Source organism: Pseudoalteromonas sp. G5_S1_14_S5 (assembly GCF_054968605.1).
In genome coordinates, this window is sequence record NZ_JBQKUM010000014.1 from 52,477 (window position 1) to 73,136 (window position 20,660).

Annotated in this window: 20 protein-coding genes; 7 read left to right on the forward strand and 13 right to left on the reverse strand. The window is 44.7% G+C overall.

The annotated features are described in order from the left end of the window. Entirely contained in the window at positions 1 to 891 is an 891-nt protein-coding gene (znuA, locus tag ACTRWI_RS06430) for a zinc ABC transporter substrate-binding protein ZnuA (RefSeq protein WP_499129948.1), read from the reverse strand. Between the two features lie 83 nt (positions 892 to 974). Between znuA and znuC the strand changes: the two genes are divergently transcribed. Both znuC and znuB read left to right on the forward strand, forming a co-directional pair. Then, positions 975 to 1,757 (forward strand): zinc ABC transporter ATP-binding protein ZnuC, encoded by a 783-nt coding sequence (znuC, locus tag ACTRWI_RS06435; protein WP_499129949.1) that lies wholly within the window; start codon positions 975 to 977, stop codon positions 1,755 to 1,757. Next, positions 1,757 to 2,542, forward strand: coding sequence for a zinc ABC transporter permease subunit ZnuB (gene znuB, locus ACTRWI_RS06440; RefSeq protein ID WP_499129950.1), 786 nt, complete (start codon positions 1,757 to 1,759; stop codon positions 2,540 to 2,542). Before znuC ends, znuB begins: the two co-directional genes overlap by 1 nt. Positions 2,543 to 2,633: 91 nt before the next feature. Here znuB and sucD read toward each other — a convergent pair whose 3' ends face one another. From sucD to sdhC, 8 genes are all read right to left on the reverse strand, one after another. Further along, positions 2,634 to 3,506, reverse strand: coding sequence for a succinate--CoA ligase subunit alpha (sucD, locus tag ACTRWI_RS06445; protein ID WP_063523938.1), 873 nt, complete (start codon positions 3,504 to 3,506; stop codon positions 2,634 to 2,636). Then, positions 3,506 to 4,672: an ADP-forming succinate--CoA ligase subunit beta gene (sucC, locus tag ACTRWI_RS06450; protein ID WP_004737918.1), complete on the reverse strand. Its 1,167-nt coding sequence runs from the start codon at positions 4,670 to 4,672 to the stop codon at positions 3,506 to 3,508. The genes sucD and sucC overlap by 1 nt, the downstream gene beginning before the upstream one ends. Positions 4,673 to 4,878: 206 nt before the next feature. After that, positions 4,879 to 6,072 carry a 2-oxoglutarate dehydrogenase complex dihydrolipoyllysine-residue succinyltransferase gene (odhB, locus tag ACTRWI_RS06455; RefSeq protein WP_499129951.1) on the reverse strand — a complete coding sequence of 398 codons (1,194 nt, stop codon included), beginning with the start codon at positions 6,070 to 6,072 and terminating at the stop codon, positions 4,879 to 4,881. 21 nt (positions 6,073 to 6,093) lie between these two features. Next, complete coding sequence (sucA, locus tag ACTRWI_RS06460) at positions 6,094 to 8,910, reverse strand: 2-oxoglutarate dehydrogenase E1 component (protein ID WP_499129952.1); 2,817 nt, start codon at positions 8,908 to 8,910, stop codon at positions 6,094 to 6,096. A gap of 98 nt (positions 8,911 to 9,008) precedes the next feature. Next, positions 9,009 to 9,722 carry a succinate dehydrogenase iron-sulfur subunit gene (locus tag ACTRWI_RS06465; protein WP_499129953.1) on the reverse strand — a complete coding sequence of 238 codons (714 nt, stop codon included), beginning with the start codon at positions 9,720 to 9,722 and terminating at the stop codon, positions 9,009 to 9,011. Between the two features lie 12 nt (positions 9,723 to 9,734). Continuing rightward, entirely contained in the window at positions 9,735 to 11,501 is a 1,767-nt protein-coding gene (gene sdhA / locus ACTRWI_RS06470) for a succinate dehydrogenase flavoprotein subunit (protein WP_063523934.1), read from the reverse strand. Continuing rightward, positions 11,502 to 11,846: a succinate dehydrogenase, hydrophobic membrane anchor protein gene (sdhD, locus tag ACTRWI_RS06475; RefSeq protein WP_004737911.1), complete on the reverse strand. Its 345-nt coding sequence runs from the start codon at positions 11,844 to 11,846 to the stop codon at positions 11,502 to 11,504. Beyond that, positions 11,840 to 12,232, reverse strand: a complete 393-nt coding sequence (sdhC, locus tag ACTRWI_RS06480) for a succinate dehydrogenase cytochrome b556 subunit (protein WP_019820486.1) — start codon at positions 12,230 to 12,232, stop codon at positions 11,840 to 11,842. Before sdhC ends, sdhD begins: the two co-directional genes overlap by 7 nt. 417 nt (positions 12,233 to 12,649) lie before the next feature. Here sdhC and ACTRWI_RS06485 point away from each other — a divergent pair, with 417 nt between their 5' ends. Continuing rightward, entirely contained in the window at positions 12,650 to 13,939 is a 1,290-nt protein-coding gene (locus ACTRWI_RS06485; RefSeq protein ID WP_063523933.1) for a citrate synthase, read from the forward strand. Between the two features lie 187 nt (positions 13,940 to 14,126). Here ACTRWI_RS06485 and ACTRWI_RS06490 read toward each other — a convergent pair whose 3' ends face one another. Continuing rightward, on the reverse strand, positions 14,127 to 14,885 hold the full coding sequence (locus tag ACTRWI_RS06490; protein WP_499129954.1) for a Nif3-like dinuclear metal center hexameric protein: 759 nt from the start codon (positions 14,883 to 14,885) through the stop codon (positions 14,127 to 14,129). A 114-nt stretch (positions 14,886 to 14,999) separates the two neighbouring features. On the opposite strand from ACTRWI_RS06490, the gene ACTRWI_RS06495 reads away from it, so the two are divergent. Then, entirely contained in the window at positions 15,000 to 15,758 is a 759-nt protein-coding gene (locus tag ACTRWI_RS06495) for a DUF1853 family protein (RefSeq protein WP_499129955.1), read from the forward strand. Positions 15,759 to 15,878: 120 nt separating this feature from the next. Here ACTRWI_RS06495 and pgm read toward each other — a convergent pair whose 3' ends face one another. Together pgm and seqA are read right to left on the reverse strand one after the other, a co-directional pair. Continuing rightward, positions 15,879 to 17,525 (reverse strand): phosphoglucomutase (alpha-D-glucose-1,6-bisphosphate-dependent), encoded by a 1,647-nt coding sequence (pgm, locus tag ACTRWI_RS06500; protein WP_499129956.1) that lies wholly within the window; start codon positions 17,523 to 17,525, stop codon positions 15,879 to 15,881. Positions 17,526 to 17,617: 92 nt separating this feature from the next. Next, a complete protein-coding gene (seqA, locus tag ACTRWI_RS06505; protein ID WP_499129957.1) occupies positions 17,618 to 18,157 on the reverse strand; it encodes a replication initiation negative regulator SeqA in 540 nt (179 codons plus the stop codon). A 93-nt stretch (positions 18,158 to 18,250) separates the two neighbouring features. On the opposite strand from seqA, the gene ACTRWI_RS06510 reads away from it, so the two are divergent. The 3 genes from ACTRWI_RS06510 to fldA all read left to right on the forward strand — a co-directional run bounded on the left by ACTRWI_RS06510 (position 18,251) and on the right by fldA (position 19,931). Next, the gene (locus ACTRWI_RS06510) at positions 18,251 to 19,012 is read left to right on the forward strand and encodes an alpha/beta fold hydrolase (RefSeq protein ID WP_499129958.1); all 762 of its coding nucleotides are present in this window, start codon (positions 18,251 to 18,253) and stop codon (positions 19,010 to 19,012) included. A 108-nt stretch (positions 19,013 to 19,120) separates the two neighbouring features. Further along, positions 19,121 to 19,339: a DUF2788 domain-containing protein gene (locus ACTRWI_RS06515; RefSeq protein WP_004737900.1), complete on the forward strand. Its 219-nt coding sequence runs from the start codon at positions 19,121 to 19,123 to the stop codon at positions 19,337 to 19,339. A gap of 58 nt (positions 19,340 to 19,397) precedes the next feature. After that, positions 19,398 to 19,931, forward strand: a complete 534-nt coding sequence (gene fldA / locus ACTRWI_RS06520) for a flavodoxin FldA (protein ID WP_004737899.1) — start codon at positions 19,398 to 19,400, stop codon at positions 19,929 to 19,931. Between the two features lie 109 nt (positions 19,932 to 20,040). Here the strand turns inward: fldA and ACTRWI_RS06525 are convergent, their stop codons facing one another. Continuing rightward, a complete protein-coding gene (locus ACTRWI_RS06525; protein ID WP_499129959.1) occupies positions 20,041 to 20,547 on the reverse strand; it encodes a DUF4442 domain-containing protein in 507 nt (168 codons plus the stop codon). Positions 20,548 to 20,660 lie beyond the last annotated feature (113 nt).

Here is a 20,660-nt window from a genome sequence, read left to right on the forward strand (position 1 = left end):
TTATTTTGCGTTTAGGCAGCTTGTGTAACTATCGGTAAGTTGCTGAAGAAAATCGAAATAACTTCCGCTCTTCACTTCAACTGTAGAGCCAATTGGGTCCAATTGACCTTGTTTCGCATTACTTCCACGAGTCACTGATTCAATTACTGCAGGTGTAAATTGAGGCTCAGAAAACACACATTGAACGTTTTCACGTGCTATGGTTTTCTTAATCGCAATCAAGCTTTTTGCACCCGGTTTGCGTTCTGGACTTACGGTGAAATGACCTAAGTTATTCAAGCCAAATTCTTCCTCGTAATAACCATATGCATCATGGAAAACGTAGTAACCTTTGTCTTTTACTGGCGCCAGTTGCTCACGAATCGACTGTTTTTTCTCTTCCAATGCAATCAAGAATGAATCTAGATTCTCTTGATAAGCCATTGCGTTATCTGGGTCAGTTTCGATTAGCTTATCTGAAATATATTTCGCAGCAACTGCAACCTGATCGATCCCCAACCAAAAATGTGGGTCGTGACTGCCGTGGTGGTGACCCTCATGTGCATCGTGATCATGCTCATCGTGGCCGTGCTCTCGTAAGTTGATACCAGGGATTTTACCGATTTCGATAACGTTATCATTCGATTCAATCACCTTAGTCAGAAACGCTTCTAAATCAGGACCAAACCAAACAACCATGTCTGCACCGTGAACTTTTTTGACATCAGACGGTTTAAGCGCATAATCGTGCGGCGAAGCATTGCTGTTCATCAACACATCCGGTTCACTAACGCCTTGCGTTAGTTCTGTCACAATCATTTGAATTGGTTTGAAGCTTGTTAGAATAGTATTGGCACTTGCAACACTTGGCGCTAAAAGCAAAGTAGCAAGTATATAAGATGAACGTGACATAATTCCTCGATAATAGAAAAGTAGCTTAGGCTTGAGGTAAATGTTACATTATAACAATAGCGAATTGCAAATGAGTTTTATTCATGGATAACTTAATCCAACTAGATTCTGTGAGCGTCGAGTTTGACGGTCGAAAAGTCCTGGACAATATCTCTCTAAATTTAGAGCGTGGCAGAATCACTACCCTAATTGGGCCAAACGGTGCAGGTAAATCAACCCTAGTAAAAGTGCTACTTGGACTCCAGCACAAATACTCCGGAAAGATTACCAAATCAAAAAAACTAAAAATTGGTTATGTTCCTCAAAAGCTGAAGCTGAATGATTCTCTACCTCTTAATGTAGAGCGTTTCCTTAAGCTCACCGGCAAATTCAGTAAACAAGAGATCTTAGAAGCACTAAAACTCGTCGGAGCTGAACACCTGATGAAAAGCAACATGCATCAGCTATCAGGTGGTGAAAACCAACGCGTACTGATTGCTCGGTCTCTCTTGAGAAGACCCGACCTATTGGTTCTTGATGAACCTGCACAAGGCGTTGATGTACAAGGTCAAATTGATCTCTACGAACTGATTGACTCTATTCGTCATCGATTTGGTTGCGCTGTATTTATGGTGTCACATGACTTGCATTTGGTGATGGCAAAAACAGATGACGTGATCTGTCTACACCACCATATCTGCTGTTCAGGTGCGCCTGCTGATATCAAACATCACCCCTCTTACATCGCCCTCTTCGGTACCGCGGTGCAAGAAAGCTTGGCATTCTACCATCACCAACATGACCACCATCACCATGACTTAGCAGGCCAACCTGTATCTGGAGATGTACACAACTGTTCTAGCCACAAACACGGACATCAACACTAATGCTTGAGTTTCTTTTACCTTCTATTCTCGCTGGCTTAGGCATTGCACTTATTGCTGGCCCATTGGGTTCGTTCGTAGTGTGGCGCAAAATGGCGTACTTTGGTGACACACTGGCACACGCCTCTTTGATGGGTTTAGCACTTGGTTTTCTGTTCAATATTAACTTGTACCTCGCACTGCTGATCTGCTGCTTGATGCTGGCAGTACTACTTGTGACTTTACAAAAGCAAAAGCTGGTCGCGACTGATACGTTGCTCGGCATATTAGCCCACAGTGCACTGTCACTCGGCTTAGTGGCAGTCAGCTTTCTCGATAATGTTCGTGTAGACCTGATGAGCTACCTATTCGGTGATTTGCTTGCCGTTTCTCCTACTGATTTAGTGTTCATCTATACGGGCGCTGGTGTTATTGGTTTGGTTTTGGCTACCTTCTGGCGACCGCTGTTATCGACAACGGTGAACGAAGATCTTGCCGCTGTTGATGGTACCAACATTGATTTAATGCGTCTGATTCTAATGTTACTGGTCGGCATCGTGATTGCCGTTGGTATGAAGTTTGTTGGTGCGTTAATCATGACATCATTACTGATTATCCCTGCAGCAACAGCGAGAAAGTTCTCAAGTACACCTGAGCAGATGGCGTTATTTGCTTCAATTATTGGCTCAATCGCAGTATGTGGCGGGCTGAGCCTATCTTGGTTCTACGACACGCCTGCAGGCCCATCTGTTGTGATTAGTGCTGCTGCGATGTTTATGTTGTCTCAGATGGTTAAGAGCCGAGCTTAACGTTACGTACTCGTATCCTGCACTAAAAACCATACAAAAAAGGCTTGGTCATTGACCAAGCCTTTCTATTATTTATCGCTTAAAGCGCAGATTACCAACCAGTAATCTCACGTAGACCTTTACCGATGTCAGCCAGAGACTTAACTGTCTTAACGCCTGCAGCTTCTAGAGCTGCGAATTTGTCTTCAGCAGTACCTTTACCGCCAGAGATGATTGCGCCAGCGTGGCCCATACGTTTACCTGGAGGAGCAGTAACACCTGCGATGTAAGAAACAACTGGCTTAGTTACGTTCTCTTTGATGAACGCTGCAGCTTCTTCTTCCGCAGTACCACCGATCTCACCAATCATTACGATTGCTTCAGTCTCAGGGTCTTCCTGGAACAGTTTTAGGATATCAATGAAGTTTGAACCTGGAATTGGGTCACCACCGATACCAACACACGTAGACTGACCAAAGCCTTCATCTGTTGTTTGCTTAACTGCCTCATAAGTAAGAGTACCTGAACGAGATACGATACCTACTTTACCTTTCTTGTGGATGTGCCCAGGCATGATACCAATCTTACACTCGTCTGGAGTGATAAGACCTGGACAGTTAGGACCGATCATACGAACGCCAGTTTCTTCTAGCTTCACTTTAACATCGATCATATCTGTTGTTGGGATACCTTCAGTGATCGTTACGATCAGTTCGATACCTGCGTCAATCGCTTCAAGGATTGCATCTTTACAGAAAGGTGCTGGTACGTAGATAACTGTTGCTGTTGCGCCAGTTACTTCTACTGCTTCACGTACTGTGTTGAATACTGGAAGACCAAGGTGAGTTTGACCACCTTTACCAGGAGATACACCACCAACCATTTTCGTACCGTATGCGATAGCTTGCTCTGAGTGGAATGTACCTTGACCGCCAGTGAAACCCTGACAGATTACTTTAGTGTCTTTGTTAATTAATACAGACATTATTTCGCCTCCGCAGCAGCAACAACTTTCTGAGCAGCATCTGTTAGAGATTCAGCTGCAATGATATCAACATCAGAATTAGCAAGTACTTCGCGACCTAGGTCTGCGTTTGTACCTTCTAGACGAACAACAACAGGTACTGTTACGCCTACTTCTTTAACCGCACCGATAATACCTTCAGCGATCATGTCACAACGTACGATGCCACCGAAGATATTTACTAGTACTGCGCTAACATTGTCATCAGAAAGGATGATCTTGAATGCTTCAGCTACACGCTCTTTAGTTGCGCCGCCGCCTACATCAAGGAAATTTGCTGGTTTGCCGCCGTGTAGGTTAACGATATCCATCGTACCCATTGCTAGACCTGCACCGTTAACCATACAGCCAACGTTACCATCTAGTGCTACGTAGTTTAGTTCCCACTGTGCTGCGTGTGCTTCGCGCTCATCTTCTTGAGATGGATCGTGCATTTCACGTAGCTTAGGCTGACGGTACATCGCGTTTGAGTCGATGTTGATCTTGCCATCTAGACAAAGAAGGTTACCTTCGCCAGTAATTACTAGTGGGTTGATTTCTAGTAGAGCTAGGTCGTACTGAGCGAACATTTCACCAAGACCCATGAAGATCTTTACGAACTGTTTGATTTGATCGCCAACTAAGCCAAGTTTGAAAGCCAGTTCACGGCCTTGGTAAGCTTGAGGACCTACTAGAGGATCGATCGCAGATTGGTGAATCAACTCTGGAGTTTCTTCAGCGATTTTCTCGATGTCCACACCGCCTTCAGTTGACGCCATGAATACAATTTTACGAGTTGCGCGGTCAACAACAGCGCCTAGGTAAAGTTCGTTAGCGATGTTAGACGCTTCTTCAACTAGGATCTTGGTTACAGGCTGACCATTTGCGTCTGTTTGGTAAGTCACTAGGTTTTTACCTAGCCACTTTTGTGCAAACTCTTTAACGCCTTCTTTTGTATCGTGTAGCTCTACGCCGCCCGCTTTACCACGGCCACCAGCGTGTACTTGACACTTAACAACTTTTTTCTCAGTTGAGATACGACCAGCAGCCTCGAAAGCTTCCTGTGCTGTATCACATGCGAAGCCTTCTGGTACAGGCAAACCGAATTCTGCAAACAGCTGTTTGGCTTGGTATTCATGCAAATTCATTTTGATATTCCGTTTATTTTCCCTTAAGGGATTATTATTTCCATAACGACACAGTTACCTGTGTTACGTCTGTAGGGTCTTCTCAAATCAACTGCTGTCCATTTTGTAACGGCTTAACAGCTCAAGTGAAGGCCAGGTATTGAGCAGCCTAGCCTTTGAAACTTTTTACGTCTAGCTAACTGGGTTAACTAGACGTTTTAGCGAAACTAAACGTCTAATAGCAGACGTGCAGGATCTTCTAGAAGCTCTTTGATGGTCACTAGGAAGCCAACTGATTCACGACCATCGATTAGACGGTGGTCGTAAGAAAGCGCTAGGTACATCATTGGTAGAATTTCTACTTTGCCGTCAACTGCCATTGGGCGCTCTTGGATTTTGTGCATACCCAGAATTGCCGCTTGAGGCGGGTTAATGATTGGCGTAGACATTAGAGAGCCAAATACACCACCGTTTGTGATAGTGAAGTTACCACCCATTAGCTCATCAACAGTTAGCTTGCCGTCACGGCCTTTGATCGCTAGCTCTTTGATGCCCTTTTCGATGTCAGCGAAACCTAATGTGTCACAGTCTTTTAGTACCGGAGTCACTAGACCACGTGGCGTAGACACTGCCATGCTGATGTCGAAGTAGTTGTGGTAAACGATGTCATCACCGTCGATAGATGCATTTACTTCTGGGTAACGCTTGAGCGCTTCAGTTACCGCTTTCACGTAGAAAGACATGAAACCAAGACGCGTGTCGTGACGCTTCTCAAATTGGTCTTTGTACTGCTTACGAAGGTCCATGATTGGCTTCATGTTTACTTCGTTGAAAGTCGTTAGCATTGCTGTGCTGTTCTTCGCTTCTAGAAGACGGTTTGCTACTGTCTTGCGTAGGCGAGTCATAGGCACGCGCTTCTGGCTACGTGCCGCCGCTGGTGCTTCAACCGCTGGTGCAGCTACTGCCGGCGCCGCTAGGTGTGCGTCGATGTCTTCACGAGTAATACGACCACCAACACCAGTGCCTTTAACGTCAGCTGGTTGTAGGTTGTGTTCAGCTAGAAGGCGACGTACAGCTGGGCTTAGTGCGTCGTTGCTCTCTTCTGTTAGTGCCGCTTTATGACGCTTTTCAGGAGATGCTTCTGTTTCTTCTGTTGTATCAGTCGTTGGCTCACCTGCAACTGCGCCAGGCTTCAACTTAGCAATAAGCTGCTTAGAAAGTACCGTAGCACCTTCGTCTTCAATAATCGCTTCCAGAACACCCGCTTCAGGAGCAGGTACTTCTAGAACTACTTTGTCTGTTTCGATATCTACAATGACTTCATCACGTGCAACCGCTTCGCCTGGTTTTTTGTGCCAAGTAGCAACTGTTGCATCAGCCACAGATTCAGGTAAATCTGGAACCAGAATTTCAATTGTCATGTCTGTATTTTCCTTTTACTTCTAGTTCTTTGGTAGGGTCAGAGCGTCATCTACTAACGCTTTTTGTTGTTTCAAGTGTACCGACATATAGCCTACAGCTGGTGATGCTGATGCAGGACGACCTGCGTATTGAATATCAGCGCCCACTGGGATAGCAGCTCGGAAGTTATGTTGGCTGCTGTACCAAGCACCTTGGTTTTGAGGCTCTTCTTGACACCAAACGTAATCAACGACATTTGTGTATTGTGCAATTGCAGCGCGAACATCCTCGTAAGGGAATGGGTATAGCTGCTCAATACGAACAATAGCAACGTCGTCTTGCTCGTTCTTACGCCTTTGATCAAGTAGATCGAAGTAGACCTTACCAGAACAGAATACGACGCGTTTTACGTTCTCAGGAGCGATATCGTCAATCTCTGCGATAGCTGGTTGGAACGTACCGTCTGCTAGGTCTTCTAGAGAAGATGTACACAGCGGGTGACGAAGCAATGACTTCGGTGACATTACAATCAGAGGACGACGCATAGGTCGAACAACCTGACGGCGAATCATGTGGTAAACCTGTGCTGGTGTTGAAGGAACAACAACCTGCATATTTTGTTCAGCACATAATTGAAGGTATCGCTCAAGACGTGCAGAAGAGTGCTCTGGGCCTTGTCCTTCATAACCGTGAGGAAGCAGCATAGTTAGACCACATAGACGTGCCCACTTTTGCTCACCTGACGAAATAAATTGGTCAATAACAACTTGCGCACCGTTTGCGAAGTCACCAAATTGTGCTTCCCAAAGGGTTAGACCACTTGGCTCTGCTGTTGCGTAGCCATACTCGAACGCTAACACTGCTTCTTCAGACAATACGGAGTCAAATACTTGGAATGGACCCTGCTTATCATGAATGTTCTCTAGTGGGACATACGTGCTTGCGTCTGATTGGTTGTGCAGTACCGAGTGACGGTGGAAGAAAGTACCACGGCCTGAATCTTGGCCAGAGATACGAATACGCTTGCCATCGTCAACAAGTGTTGCGTAAGCCAGAGTTTCAGCCATACCCCAATCGACTTGTTTTTCACCATTCACCATGGCAATACGATCGTTGTAAAGTTTATTTACTCGGCTTTGTAGCTTATGGCTTTCTGGGTATTGACAGATCTTAGTACCAAGCTCTCTTAGACGCTCGATATCAACCTTATTATCCCAGTCGATATTCCAGTCGTGACCTAGGTAAGGAGACCAGTCTACTGAGTGAAGTGCCATTGGGCGCCACTCTTTAACCACAACTTCACCGTGATCAAGCGCATCACGATATTCGTTAACTAGTTGAGTTGCCGTATCAATACCAAACTCACCGCGCTCCATTAGCACGTCAGCGTACAGCTTACGTGGCGTTGGGTGCTTCTTGATTTTTTGGTACATCAAAGGCTGTGTTGCATTCGGCTCATCGGCTTCGTTGTGACCGTGGCGACGGTAACAAACTAGGTCGATAACGACATCACGTTTGAAGGTATTACGGTAGTCCAGCGCTAAGCGAGCAACAAAAGCAACCGCTTCTGGATCGTCAGCATTAACGTGGAAAATCGGAGCCTGTACCATCTTAGCGATATCAGTACAGTACATCGTAGAACGTGTGTCGCGAGGGTTCGATGTTGTAAAACCAACTTGGTTGTTTACAACGATGCGAACCGTACCACCTACACAGAAACCACGAGCTTGAGACATGTTAAACGTCTCTTGTACAACACCTTGACCAGCGATTGCTGAGTCACCGTGAATCGTGATTGGCAGTACACGGCTACCATCAGTATCACTTAGGCGATCTTGACGTGCACGTACTGAACCGATCACCACTGGGTTTACGATTTCTAAGTGTGATGGGTTAAATGCTAATGCTAAGTGAACGTTGCCGCCCGGTGTCGCAAAATCCGCAGAGAAACCTTGGTGGTATTTCACATCACCAGTACCCCACGTTTCATCGTGCTTACCCGCGAACTCGTCAAACAGGTCTTGCGGCTTTTTACCAAGCACGTTAACCAGCATGTTTAGACGACCACGGTGAGCCATACCAATAACGACTTCACGCATGCCTTGTCCACCAGCATGACGAATGATCTCTTTCGTCATTGGGATAAGCGCGTCACCACCTTCCAACGAGAAGCGTTTCGCGCCTGGGAATTTCGCACCAAGGTAGCGCTCAAGACCTTCAGCAGCCGTTAGCTCTTCTAGGAAAGCTTGCTTTTCTTCTTTGTTGAAAGAGGGTTGACCAGACACAGACTCTAAACGTTGTTGAATCCAACGTTTTTGCTCTGTATTAGTCATGTGCATGTATTCAGCACCAATCGAACCACAGTACGTTTGCTTTAGAGATTTGTGTAAATCTTTAAGCACCATTGTCTCTTGGCCAATCGCGTAAGAGCCGACGTTAAACGTCTCATTGAGGTCTTCTTCGGTAAGAGTGTGGAAAGAAGGGTCCAGTTCATCAACTGTCGCTCTCTTCCATAAACCTAGTGGGTCTAGATTTGCTGCTTGATGCCCTCGGAATCGATAAGCATTAATCAGTTGCAGAACTTTTACTTGTTTCGCATCGACATCTGGATCACTAACTTGGACACTGTAATGCTTTGTTTCTTGAGCGAGTCGACGGAAGTATTCACGAACACGAGAGTGTGGTTGTTCCACCGCTTCTGAAGCTTGCACAGGCAATTCTTCAAAAACACTTCTCCATTCGTCACTTACCGAATCGGGATCACTTAGATACAGTTCATAGAGTTCTTCTACGTACGTTGCATTGGCGCCAGCCAAGTGTGAAGACTCGAGCCATGCCTTCATCACGCCGTTGTGCATATTTTCCCTTAACCAGTAGTTTTCACGTTTGCTGCGGTCTATGCCGAGCTATTAAAAGGCCGCCCCAAAAACTTCTAGGGCGGCAATTTTTTTATAACTTAAACCGAACGATTTACTAACATGGTCTTGATGTGACCAATCGCTTTCGTCGGATTTAATCCCTTAGGACAAACACTTACACAATTCATGATGCCATGGCAACGAAAAACGCTAAATGCATCATCAAGATCAGACAAACGTTCATCTGTCGCAGTATCTCGGCTATCAATTAGCCAACGGTACGCGGCAAGTAGACCTGCTGGTCCTATGAACTTGTCAGGGTTCCACCAGAACGATGGGCATGACGTTGTACAACATGCACACATGATACATTCGTACAGTCCATCTAAATGAGCTCGCTCATCCGGGCTTTGTAAGTTTTCACGTGCCGGTGGTGTGTTACCATCAGACACTAAGAATGGTTTTACTTTTTCGTAGTTATCATAGAACTGAGTCATATCAACAATCAGGTCACGAATAACAGGTAGACCCGGCAGTGGGCGAACAATAATTTTTTCCTTGCCACTAAGAGTTGACAGTGGCGTGATACATGCAAGGCCGTTTTTACCGTTCATATTTAGGCCGTCTGAACCACATACACCTTCGCGGCATGAGCGACGGAAAGCGATCGTCGGATCCTGCTCTTTCAATAGAATGAGCGCATCCAGAAGCATCATGTCTGAGCCTTCTTCCACCTCTAGTGTGTAATCCTGCATGTAAGGCTTCGAATCGACGTCTGGATTGTAACGATACAAAGAGAAAGTCAATTTCATGGTCATGTCTCCTTAGTACGTACGTGCTTTTGGTGGGAATGCTTCACGATGGATAGGCTCCATGTTTACACCTCGTTTGCTCATACTCTCTGACTCAGGGTTGTAGAGAGAGTGGCACAGCCATTGCTCATCATCACGATCGGGGAAGTCAAAACGAGCATGTGCACCACGACTTTCTGTGCGGTAATTAGCCGCAAATGCTGTTGCAAAAGCCGTTTCCATCAAGTTATCAAGCTCAAGACATTCGACACGCTGGGTATTGAACTCCGTAGACTTATCAGACAAATGTGCATTTTTCAGACGCTCACGAATCGCTTTAAGCTCTTCTAAGCCCTCAGCCATTGCTTTGCCTTCACGGAATACAGAGAAGTTGTTCTGCATACATTGCTGTAGATCTTTACGGATTTGTGCTGGATCTTCACCGTCTGTGCTGTTTTCCCAACGGTTGTAGCGCTCTAGAGAACGAGCGATATCTTCTTCCGTTGCAGGCTTCGCATCCGCTTGCTTCTTCAGTGTCTCACCTAGGTGTAGACCTGTCGCACGACCGAATACAACCAAGTCAAGCAGTGAGTTACCACCTAAACGGTTAGCACCGTGCACTGATACTGAAGCAATCTCACCACAAGCAAATAGACCTTGTATTTCAACATCACTACCATCTGCACTTTGCTTAATCGCTTGGCCAGAAACTTGTGTTGGTACACCACCCATCATGTAATGACATGTTGGGATCACTGGGATCGGCTCTTTTACTGGATCAACGTGTGCGAATGTACGAGAAAGTTCACATACACCAGGTAGACGAGACTCCAGTGTTTCTTTACCTAGGTGGTCCAGTTTCAGTTTAATGTGTGGACCCCAAGGGCCGTCACAACCACGGCCTTCACGGATTTCTACCATCATTGAACGAGCAACAACGTCACGACCCGCTAAGTCTTTCGCGTTTGGAGCGTAACGCTCCATAAAACGTTCGCCATCTTTGTTAAGGAGATAGCCGCCTTCACCACGGCAACCCTCTGTTACAAGCGTCCCCGCACCGGCAATACCCGTTGGGTGGAACTGCCACATTTCGATGTCTTGCATAGGCACGCCGGCACGAATCGCCATACCCACACCGTCACCAGTATTGATGTGTGCGTTAGTTGTTGATGCGTAGATACGACCAGCACCACCAGTTGCTAGGACTGTTGCTTTTGCTTTGAAGTAGCATACTTCGCCTGTTTCCATGCAAAGTGCTGTTGTACCAAGAATGGCACCGTCTTCATTCTTCACAAGATCAAGCGCGTACCACTCAGAGAACACGGTTGTTTTGTGTTTGATGTTTTGTTGGTAAAGCGTGTGTAGCAATGCGTGACCAGTACGGTCAGCTGCTGCAGCGGTACGAGCCGCTTGCTCACCACCAAAGTTTTTCGATTGGCCACCAAAAGGACGTTGGTAAATGGTGCCGTTGTCGAAACGAGAAAATGGAAGACCCATTTTTTCTAGTTCGATAACTGATTCTGGGCCATTTTTACACATGTATTCGATAGCATCTTGGTCACCGATGTAATCAGAACCTTTTACTGTGTCGTACATGTGTTGTTCCCAGTGATCTTCGTGCGCATTACCTAGCGCAACCGTAATACCACCTTGAGCAGATACGGTATGAGAACGAGTTGGGAAAACTTTAGAAAGCAATGCACATGATAGGCCTTGCTCTGAAATTTGCAGTGCGGCACGCATACCAGCACCACCAGCGCCGATAACTACGGCATCAAACTCACGAACAGGAATAGTCACTTACGCACCCCACAAAATAAACAGACCAGAGAAGAAATATCCAAGAAGAACCGCAACTACACCTACTTGAAGGCCAACACGCAGTTTAGCGCACTTGATGTAGTCGGTTAGCACTTGCCACAGACCGATCCAAGCGTGAACAAGAACCGAAGTAAGCGCTAACATGGTAAATACTTTAGTGAAGGTTCCACCAAAGAACTGAGTCCATGATACGTAAGAGATATCGGTGAAGGCACAAAAGCTCACCAAATAAATTGTATATAGCGTCATAATGATTGCAGTTGCACGAATCAATAAGAAATCGTGAACGCCATTACGGCCAAATGTCGAAACGTTGTTTACCATACTAAGATCCCCGCTAGTAGAGACAATACCGCTGTCGCTGCGAATGCAACCTTAGCGCTCTTCGCGCCAGATTCCAGCTCTTCAAAGTGACCTAAGTCCATAAGAAGGTGACGAATACCACCAGCAATGTGGTAAGCCAAAGCGGTTAAAATGCCCCACAGAATAAACTTCACGAAGAAACCGTCGACAATGTCGCTAGCTTCCATAAAGCCTACTGGGGATGAGAGGGAAATGGATAGTAACCAAAGCAAAATTCCAATCGCAACAAAAGTAATCACCCCAGACACACGGTGTAGGATGGAAGCTATTGCAGTGATCGGAAAGTGGATGGTCTGTAAATCTAAATTAACAGGTCTTGTCTTTCTTTCTTTCACGGGCTTGCTCACTCAGCTCCATTGAGCATTATGGTCATTAAATAACCTTATGATATTGTTATGGACAAAATTTGATCGCAAACCTTCAAAATTTAACATTAACTTAACAAATAACTGAAGTTGAGCCTTAGATAATTGTAAAAAAATTGTTAACGGCACGGTTAAGATAGACACCTCACATTTCTTCTTAGCCTTGCATTTATAAGCTTTTAACCAAATTTTTCATCGCCACTATACGGCTCGCAACATTCTAATACAATTGACGCAACAAATAATGCTACACAGACCAGATTTTTAACGAATTTAATGTGAAAAATACTAACAAGTGCACACAAAGCTGCAGAAAAATTGACTTTCCCACGTAAGACCAGTAAAAAAATGGCTCATAAACATCCTGGACGGATTAAATAATAAACAAAGGAGATTGTTATGGCGGATAAGAAAGCTACCCTTCACATTGAAGGTCAAGCGCCAATCGAGCTGCCGATTACTGAAGGTGTACTAGGCACTCCAGTGATCGATGTTCGTACACTAGGTTCTAATGGTTTTTTCACTTTTGACCCTGGTTTTCTTGCCACTGCATCTTGTGAGTCTCAAATCACTTTTATTGACGGTGGTAAAGGTATCCTTTTACACCGTGGTTATCCAATTGACCAACTTGCCAATAACGCTGATTACTTAGAAGTATGTTACATACTTCTTTACGGTGAAGCCCCATCTCGAGCTGAATACGAACAGTTCAAGACTACCGTGACACGTCACACTATGGTACACGAGCAAATTGCTAGTTTCTTCCACGGCTTCCGTCGTGATGCTCACCCTATGGCTGTAATGTGTGGCGTGGTAGGCGCTCTAGCAGCGTTCTACCACGACTCACTTGATATCAACAACGATACACACCGTGAAATTGCGGCTTACCGTCTAATTTCAAAAATGCCAACACTGGCGGCAATGTGTTACAAATATTCTATTGGTCAGCCATTTATTTACCCACGCAATGACCTAAGCTACGCAGAGAACTTCCTACACATGATGTTTGCAAACCCATGTGAAGAGTACGAAGTAAACCCTATCGTAGCTCGTGCAATGGATAAGATTTTCACCCTACACGCAGACCACGAACAAAACGCTTCTACATCTACAGTTCGTCTGTCTGGTTCATCTGGTGCTAACCCGTTTGCATGTATCGCAGCAGGTATCGCGTCACTTTGGGGCCCAGCTCACGGTGGTGCAAACGAAGCGTGTCTACGTATGCTTGAAGAGATCGGTAGCGTAGATAACATCGAAGAGTATGTTGCAAAAGCGAAAGACAAAGATGACCCATTCCGTTTAATGGGCTTCGGTCACCGCGTTTACAAGAACTACGATCCACGTGCAACAGTAATGCGCGAAGCGTGTCACGAAGTACTTAAAGAGCTAAACATCCAAGATCCACTACTTGACGTAGCAATGGAACTTGAGCGTATCGCTCTTTCTGATGAATACTTTGTTTCTAAGAAGCTATACCCGAACGTAGACTTCTACTCAGGTATCATTCTGAAAGCGATCGGCATTCCAGTGTCTATGTTTACCGTAATCTTCGCGATGTCTCGTACCATCGGTTGGATTGCACACTGGAACGAAATGCACAGCGACCCAACAAACCGTATCGGTCGTCCTCGTCAGCTATACACTGGTGAAGAGCAACGTGACTTTAAAGCACTTCACGAACGTGAATAATTGCGATTAAAGTATGATTGTTAAAAAGGGTTGATGTGAATGCATCAACCCTTTTGTTTTATACGAGATATTTTGAATCTCTTTAGCACCCTGTCTATGCTACTATCAAGAGGGTCCCTACTCCTTCTTCATCAGTTTAGGGAGTGAAGAGTACTTTCTACTCGTATCCCTCATCCCGTATCTGCTCTTATACCGGATTATCGATATCGATAAACTCAACATCCAAGCCGTGCTCTTTTGCTAACCATTCACCTAGTGCTTTAACACCGTAGCGTTCTGTCGCATGGTGACCTGCAGCAAAATAATGGATGTCTTGCTCACGAGCCGAATAAGTAGTTCGCTCAGAAATTTCACCAGAGATAAATGCATCAATACCTTGAGAAGCAGCAAGCTCAATGTAATCTTGGCCACCGCCAGTACACCAACCTACTGTCTCAATCATTTTATCGGCGTTCTCAGGAGCAATATGTAGCGGCTTACGATTCAGCACTTGATCAATTTTTGCTGCAAACTCAGCACCTGTCATTGGTGTCTTCAACCTACCAAACATAGCGACTGACTGAGCGTGCCCTTCCAAACCACCATCAACATCGATCTCAAGTAACTCTGCCAGTTTGGCGTTGTTACCAAGCTCAGGGTGAATATCAAGAGGAAGGTGGTAGCCCAATAAATTGATATCGTTCTTGATCAACGTACGAATACGCTTACCTTTCATGCCGCGAATCGCTTCCGGCTCACCTTTCCAAAAGAAACCATGATGAACTAACAAAGCGTCAGCCTTTAGCTCAACCGCTTTATTAATCAAAGCTTGCGAAGCCGTAACACCAGTAACGATACGCATTACCTCAGCACTGCCTTCTACTTGAAGACCGTTTGGGCAGTAATCTTTAATCTGCTGTGGCTGCAGTTTTTCGTTAAGTAGCTTTTCTAATTGTAAGTTATTCATTTTATTTCCAGCTTACCTTTATAATAACATCGTTATATCAATTTACGGGTAGAATGTCGAAAGCCCTTCCACTCTGTTTCTAGAGAACAGATGACTGAAGTTTACGAGGAATCTATGACCGAACTACAACGCTTTTACCAATGGGTGATTAGCTCGCCACCGCTACTAGAAATCAAACCGCCCATTTCTGATCTCACTGTGTTCTCAAACCACCAAAAGCTCGACGATGCACATACTTATGATGGAAACCCTAGATTAGGCTTCCTCTACCAACACCTATGTGAACAAGTCATCACCACTTCGGATAATTATTCAATCAAGCACGATGAGATCCAGATTAATGTTGAGGGACGAACACTCGGCGCAATCGACTTTATCCTAGAAGACACAAGTAGCGAAAAGTTAGAACACTGGGAAGTGGCAATTAAGTTTTACCTACTTCACGAGCAAACATGGTTTGGTCCAAACTCTCATGACCAATTAGACAAAAAGCTCGATAGAATGCTCAGCCACCAGCTTGGTATGTCATCTTCAGCCGCCTTTGTTGAGCAGTACCCGGAGATCGATGTCGACTCAAAACACCTTTTGATGCAAGGTCGCCTCTATACCAACCCATTTCTAGAACAAAACGTACCTACGGAGTGTTTGGGATACGACATTAACCCCGGCCAAGTCAACGGATATTGGTGCTATCAAAATCAGGCTCACCAGATCACCGATACACTCTATCCTCTAACCAAAGAGCAATGGGCCGCAGGAACGGATGATTTCAGCGGTGAACCTATCACCGAATTTGGTGACCGCTTCGTTCATGGACAAACCAAGTCTGGTCAATTCTGGTTTGTAATGCCGCAAAGCTGGCCACACGGCTAATCCATTCGTCATTGGGTTGACTTAGTCTTAGCTGGTTACTTACAGGCAAATAAAAAGGGCTGATGCTTTCCCATCAATCCTCCTTCTATTTACGTAGCGACTCTAGTAATCGAGATTCGATTATAGGCCAGCGGCTGCAAATACTTGATTAACAATCTCTTGAGCTTCTGCTTCAATTGTTTTTAGGTGCTCTTCACCTTTAAAGCTTTCGCAGTAGATCTTGTAGATGTCTTCCGTACCTGATGGACGAGCAGCAAACCAACCATTTTCAGTTGTCACTTTAAGACCACCGATCGCAGCACCATTACCTGGAGCATGCGTCAAGCGAGCAGTAATCGCATCACCAGCAAGTGTTTCAGCAGAAACCATCTCTGGAGATAGCTTTTTAAGCACATCTTTTTGTGCACCATTTGCTACCGCTTGAATACGGTTGTACTTAGATTCGCCGTGTTTTGCAGCTAGCTCTTCGTAGTACTCTTGTGGGTTTTTACCAGTTACCGCAGTGATCTCAGCCGCCAATAGGCAAAGAATTAGGCCATCTTTGTCTGTTGACCAAGGTGTACCGTCTTTACGTAAGAAAGAAGCACCCGCACTCTCTTCACCACCGAACCCAAACTGACCGTTGTATAGGCCATCAACGAACCATTTGAAACCAACTGGCACTTCACAAAGTTCGCGACCTAAATCTGCTACAACACGGTCGATCAATGCACTTGATACCAATGTTTTACCAACAGCAACCTCTTTATCCCAACCTTCACGGTTACGATATAAGTAGTCGATACAAACTGCTAGGAAGTGGTTAGGGTTCATTAGACCTTTAGGCGTAACAATGCCATGGCGATCGTAATCTGGGTCATTACCAAACGCTAGTGCGTACTCATCTTTAAGCGCAAGCAAGCCAGCCATTGCGTATGGTGAAGAGCAGTCCATACGAACCACGCCATCTTTATCTAGAGACATGAATTGGAAAGAAGGGTCAACCGCTTCACTTACCAAAGTAAGGTCTAAGTTGTACGCTTTACCAATTTGACGCCAGTAATCGATGCCGCTTCCGCCCAGTGGATCAACACCAATTTTGATATTCGCTTTCTGGATAGCTTCCATATCAACCACATTAACTAAATCAGCAACGTATGGAGCAACTAGATCGACTTCTTTCACTAATTCAGACTGTTTAGCCTGTGCGATAGGCGTACGTTTAACACCTTGCATTTTCTCAGCAATAATCATGTTCGCACGATCTTCAATAGCTTGCGTTAGTTCCGCTTCAGCAGGGCCACCGTGTGTCGGGTTGTATTTGATACCGCCGTCTTGAGGTGGGTTGTGCGAAGGTGTGATAACAATGCCATCAGCTTTTTTGTCATTCACTAAATTGTGCGTAAGAATCGCGTGCGAGATACCTGGTGTTGGAGTAAAGCCATTGTTTTCTTGAATAATAACTTCAACACCGTTCGCTACAAGCACTTCGATTACCGTAGAAAACGCAGGCTCAGATAGCGCGTGCGTATCTTTACCTAGGAAAAGTGGACCTGTTGTACCTTGCTCAGCACGCACTTCAGCAACTGCTTGTGCAATCGCTAGAATGTGGTTTTCGTTAAATGTTGATTTGTCTGCAGTACCACGGTGACCTGAAGTACCAAACAGTACTTTGTGATCTGGGTTAGTCGTATCCGGTTGCTGTAAGAAATAGTTAGCCACTAAAGCCGGAATATTATGAAGATCTTCCTGCTGAGCTTTTTGCCCAGCACGAGGGTGCATAGCCATTTTTCGACATCCTTATATATAAAATTTAAAAACAAAAAAACCTCATAATATCTTCTTATTCATGGATATTATGAGGTTTAAATCAGATTTCGTTAAATTGAACCTGTTACTTTTTCGATCAATTCTGCTTGGAAATTCATGCGGCTCATAAGCTGATCAACCATCTGTCTTTTACGGCTAGTATTATTATTTGTAATAACCCAAAAAGGACTTTGTGGAATGGCTTTAGGCTTAGTCGTGTTGCCGTTTGCTAACAATGTCGCTTCGTTATCTGCAAAGTAAACACGCTTACGGCCTTTTACTTGAGTTGCTTCTGAAAAGCTTTCAGGGTCGATTTTATGCAGGGTTGATAACACCAGCATGAAACGATCAATGGCTTTCTTTAGTGACGCAAACTCATCTGATATTAGTAGTGAGCGCATTTCTTTAACGCCATCGAACTTCTCTGTAGTAAAGCCTACCTCTTTGCTAACAACGATACCTTTCGGCTCTACGATCTCTTCGATCGGAGCCATGCCATGGCTATCAACCTGTAACAAGCGGCGCAGAATATCTGAAGCGCTTTCGCCAATACGTTCTGTCTGACCCGCAATAAAACGGTATAGGTCCTCATCAACCTCAATTGTTTTCATTCGCTTTTCACAATCTCAATGTTTAAACTCAGGGGGATTATAGCGAGATCCGCGCGGATACTCTACGTCAAACCCACCATGAATAAGATAAAAATGTCAGTACAGCTCAACTATAAAATCGAAGGTGAGGGTCACACCATAGTTTTGATCCATGGATTATTCGGTAATCTGGACAACCTAGGCTTGCTAGCCAGGGATCTAAAGGTCGATCATAAGGTACTGAGTATCGATCTTCGTAACCACGGACAATCCTTCCACAGTGATACTCATAATTACCAAGCGATGGCACAAGATGTCGCTCAACTGTTGAAAGATCTCGAGCTGAATGATGTTACTGTCATTGGTCACTCGATGGGCGGAAAAGTTGCTATGGCGCTTACCCAACATCTAAAACTGCGCAAACTGATTGTATTGGATATGGCACCGGTCGCTTACACCCAAAGCCGTCACGACAACGTATTCGCCGGCCTACAAGCTGTAATGGAAGAAAAGCCAGTATCTCGTGCCGAAGCACTTAAAGTGCTCGCCAAACATATAGAAATAGACGGTGTTCGCCAGTTCTTAACAAAGTCACTGTTTAAGTCTGAACAAGGCATTATGGAGTGGCGCTTTAACGTCACTTCATTATTGATCAACTACCCACACATTATTGGTTGGGAACCGATCGACAAAACCTCAGTCAAAACCTTACTAATAAAAGGTGGTGATTCTGATTACCTCACGGCAGAGCATCAAACTGCGGTCCAACAGCAATTTTCTAACGCAAAGGCGCACGTTATTGCGAATACAGGCCACTGGCTACACGCAGAAAAGCCAGCTGAAGTACTGAGAGCAATTCGAAAATTCATCGCTTAAGTGCGCTTTTTCATTCAGATAAATGAGAGCTGAGTAATCACTGCACATTAACTTTATCTCGCAACAGTGATATAGTGCGCCCAAGCAAAATTGGTATATAAGGTTCCCATGCTTTACGACTACATGAACATCATTGAATCTGTTGGTTTAGATCTCCTATTTGCCGCGATTTTCTTTTTGATCGGTATGGCAATTAAGGACGTTCTCAAGCAAGGAAATGTTCCTCCATTTGGTCGTCGCATTGTGTGGTTAGTACTTTTCCTTGGCTGTGCAGGTTTTATCGCCAAAGGGATAATCCAACTAAGCTGGGAAGGAACCGGGATCTAACGATCCCCCTCCGAACTTTATTACACCGACTACAGACAAAATGAAAGGTAATGATTCTATGGCAAGTGTAGGTCTCTTCTTTGGTAGCGATACAGGTAACACTGAAGCTGTTGCTAAGATGATTCAAAAGCAATTGAGCAAGCAGCTCGTTCACGTTCAAGACATTGCAAAAAGCAGCAAAGAAGATATCGATAACTTCGATCTACTGCTGCTTGGTATCCCAACGTGGTACTACGGCGAAGCACAATGTGATTGGGATGATTTCTTCCCAGAGCTAGAAGCTATTGATTTCTCAACTAAGCTTGTTGCTATCTTTGGTTGTGGTGACCAAGAAGATTACGCAGAATACTTCTGTGATGCTATGGGTACAATCCGTGACATCGTTGAAGCGAAAGGCGGTACTATCCTAGGTTACACTTCTACTGAAGGCTACGAGTTCGAAGCATCGAAAGGTCTAGTTGAAGGCGATGACAGCCAGTTCGTTGGTCTATGTATCGACGAAGACCGTCAACCAGAGCTAACTGATGAGCGTGTATCTAACTGGGTTAAACAAATCCACGAAGAGATGTGCCTAGCAGAGCTTGAAGACTAATTCTCTGGCAGTTGTCCATTGTTACAATTAGTGGTAATTCTCTAGATACGAAAAACCTCCTAATTGGAGGTTTTTTTCTATTTGTCTGACTCATATCTATTTGTCTAAATTAGCACTCTGCTTCTAGGGCTTCGTCATCATCTCTGAATTGAGGCTTCTTTCTGACATAAAGCGTTCGCTGAATTTCTGAGACCACATTACCCTGTTTATCTTTGACATAGATAATAAACTCAGGAAAACACTTCTCACCAAGTTGAGTCTGACGGTAAATCTCATCAAGCTGACCTTGGCTTATTTCAAAGTCTGCATACAGATCTGACTGGCCAGGTTTAATGAAGTTAATGCTCGCCTCTTTGTCCCACACATAATACCTTTCACCTAAAATTCCCATTAACATCAATGAGTAAACAGGGTCCGTGAGGGAAAATATGCTGCCGCCATACTGAGTACGATTGGCATTTTTGTTCCACCAGTGTAACTTAAGCACTGTTTTTACTACCCTAAAATCCGAACTAATATGGGCTATCTTTATCCCCGCACCCCAAAATGGAGGCCAGATATTAAGAGCGAATTTTACGATGTTTGGTTTGTATATTTTTGCAAGTTGCTTATTCATAACAACATTCCGTGTTCATATAAGAATTACCGCCACCTTAACTGGTCGTACCTCCACTATAAGTGAGATACTTCCAATTTACAAAACAGATCGTGATGTAAATTAGTAACCCT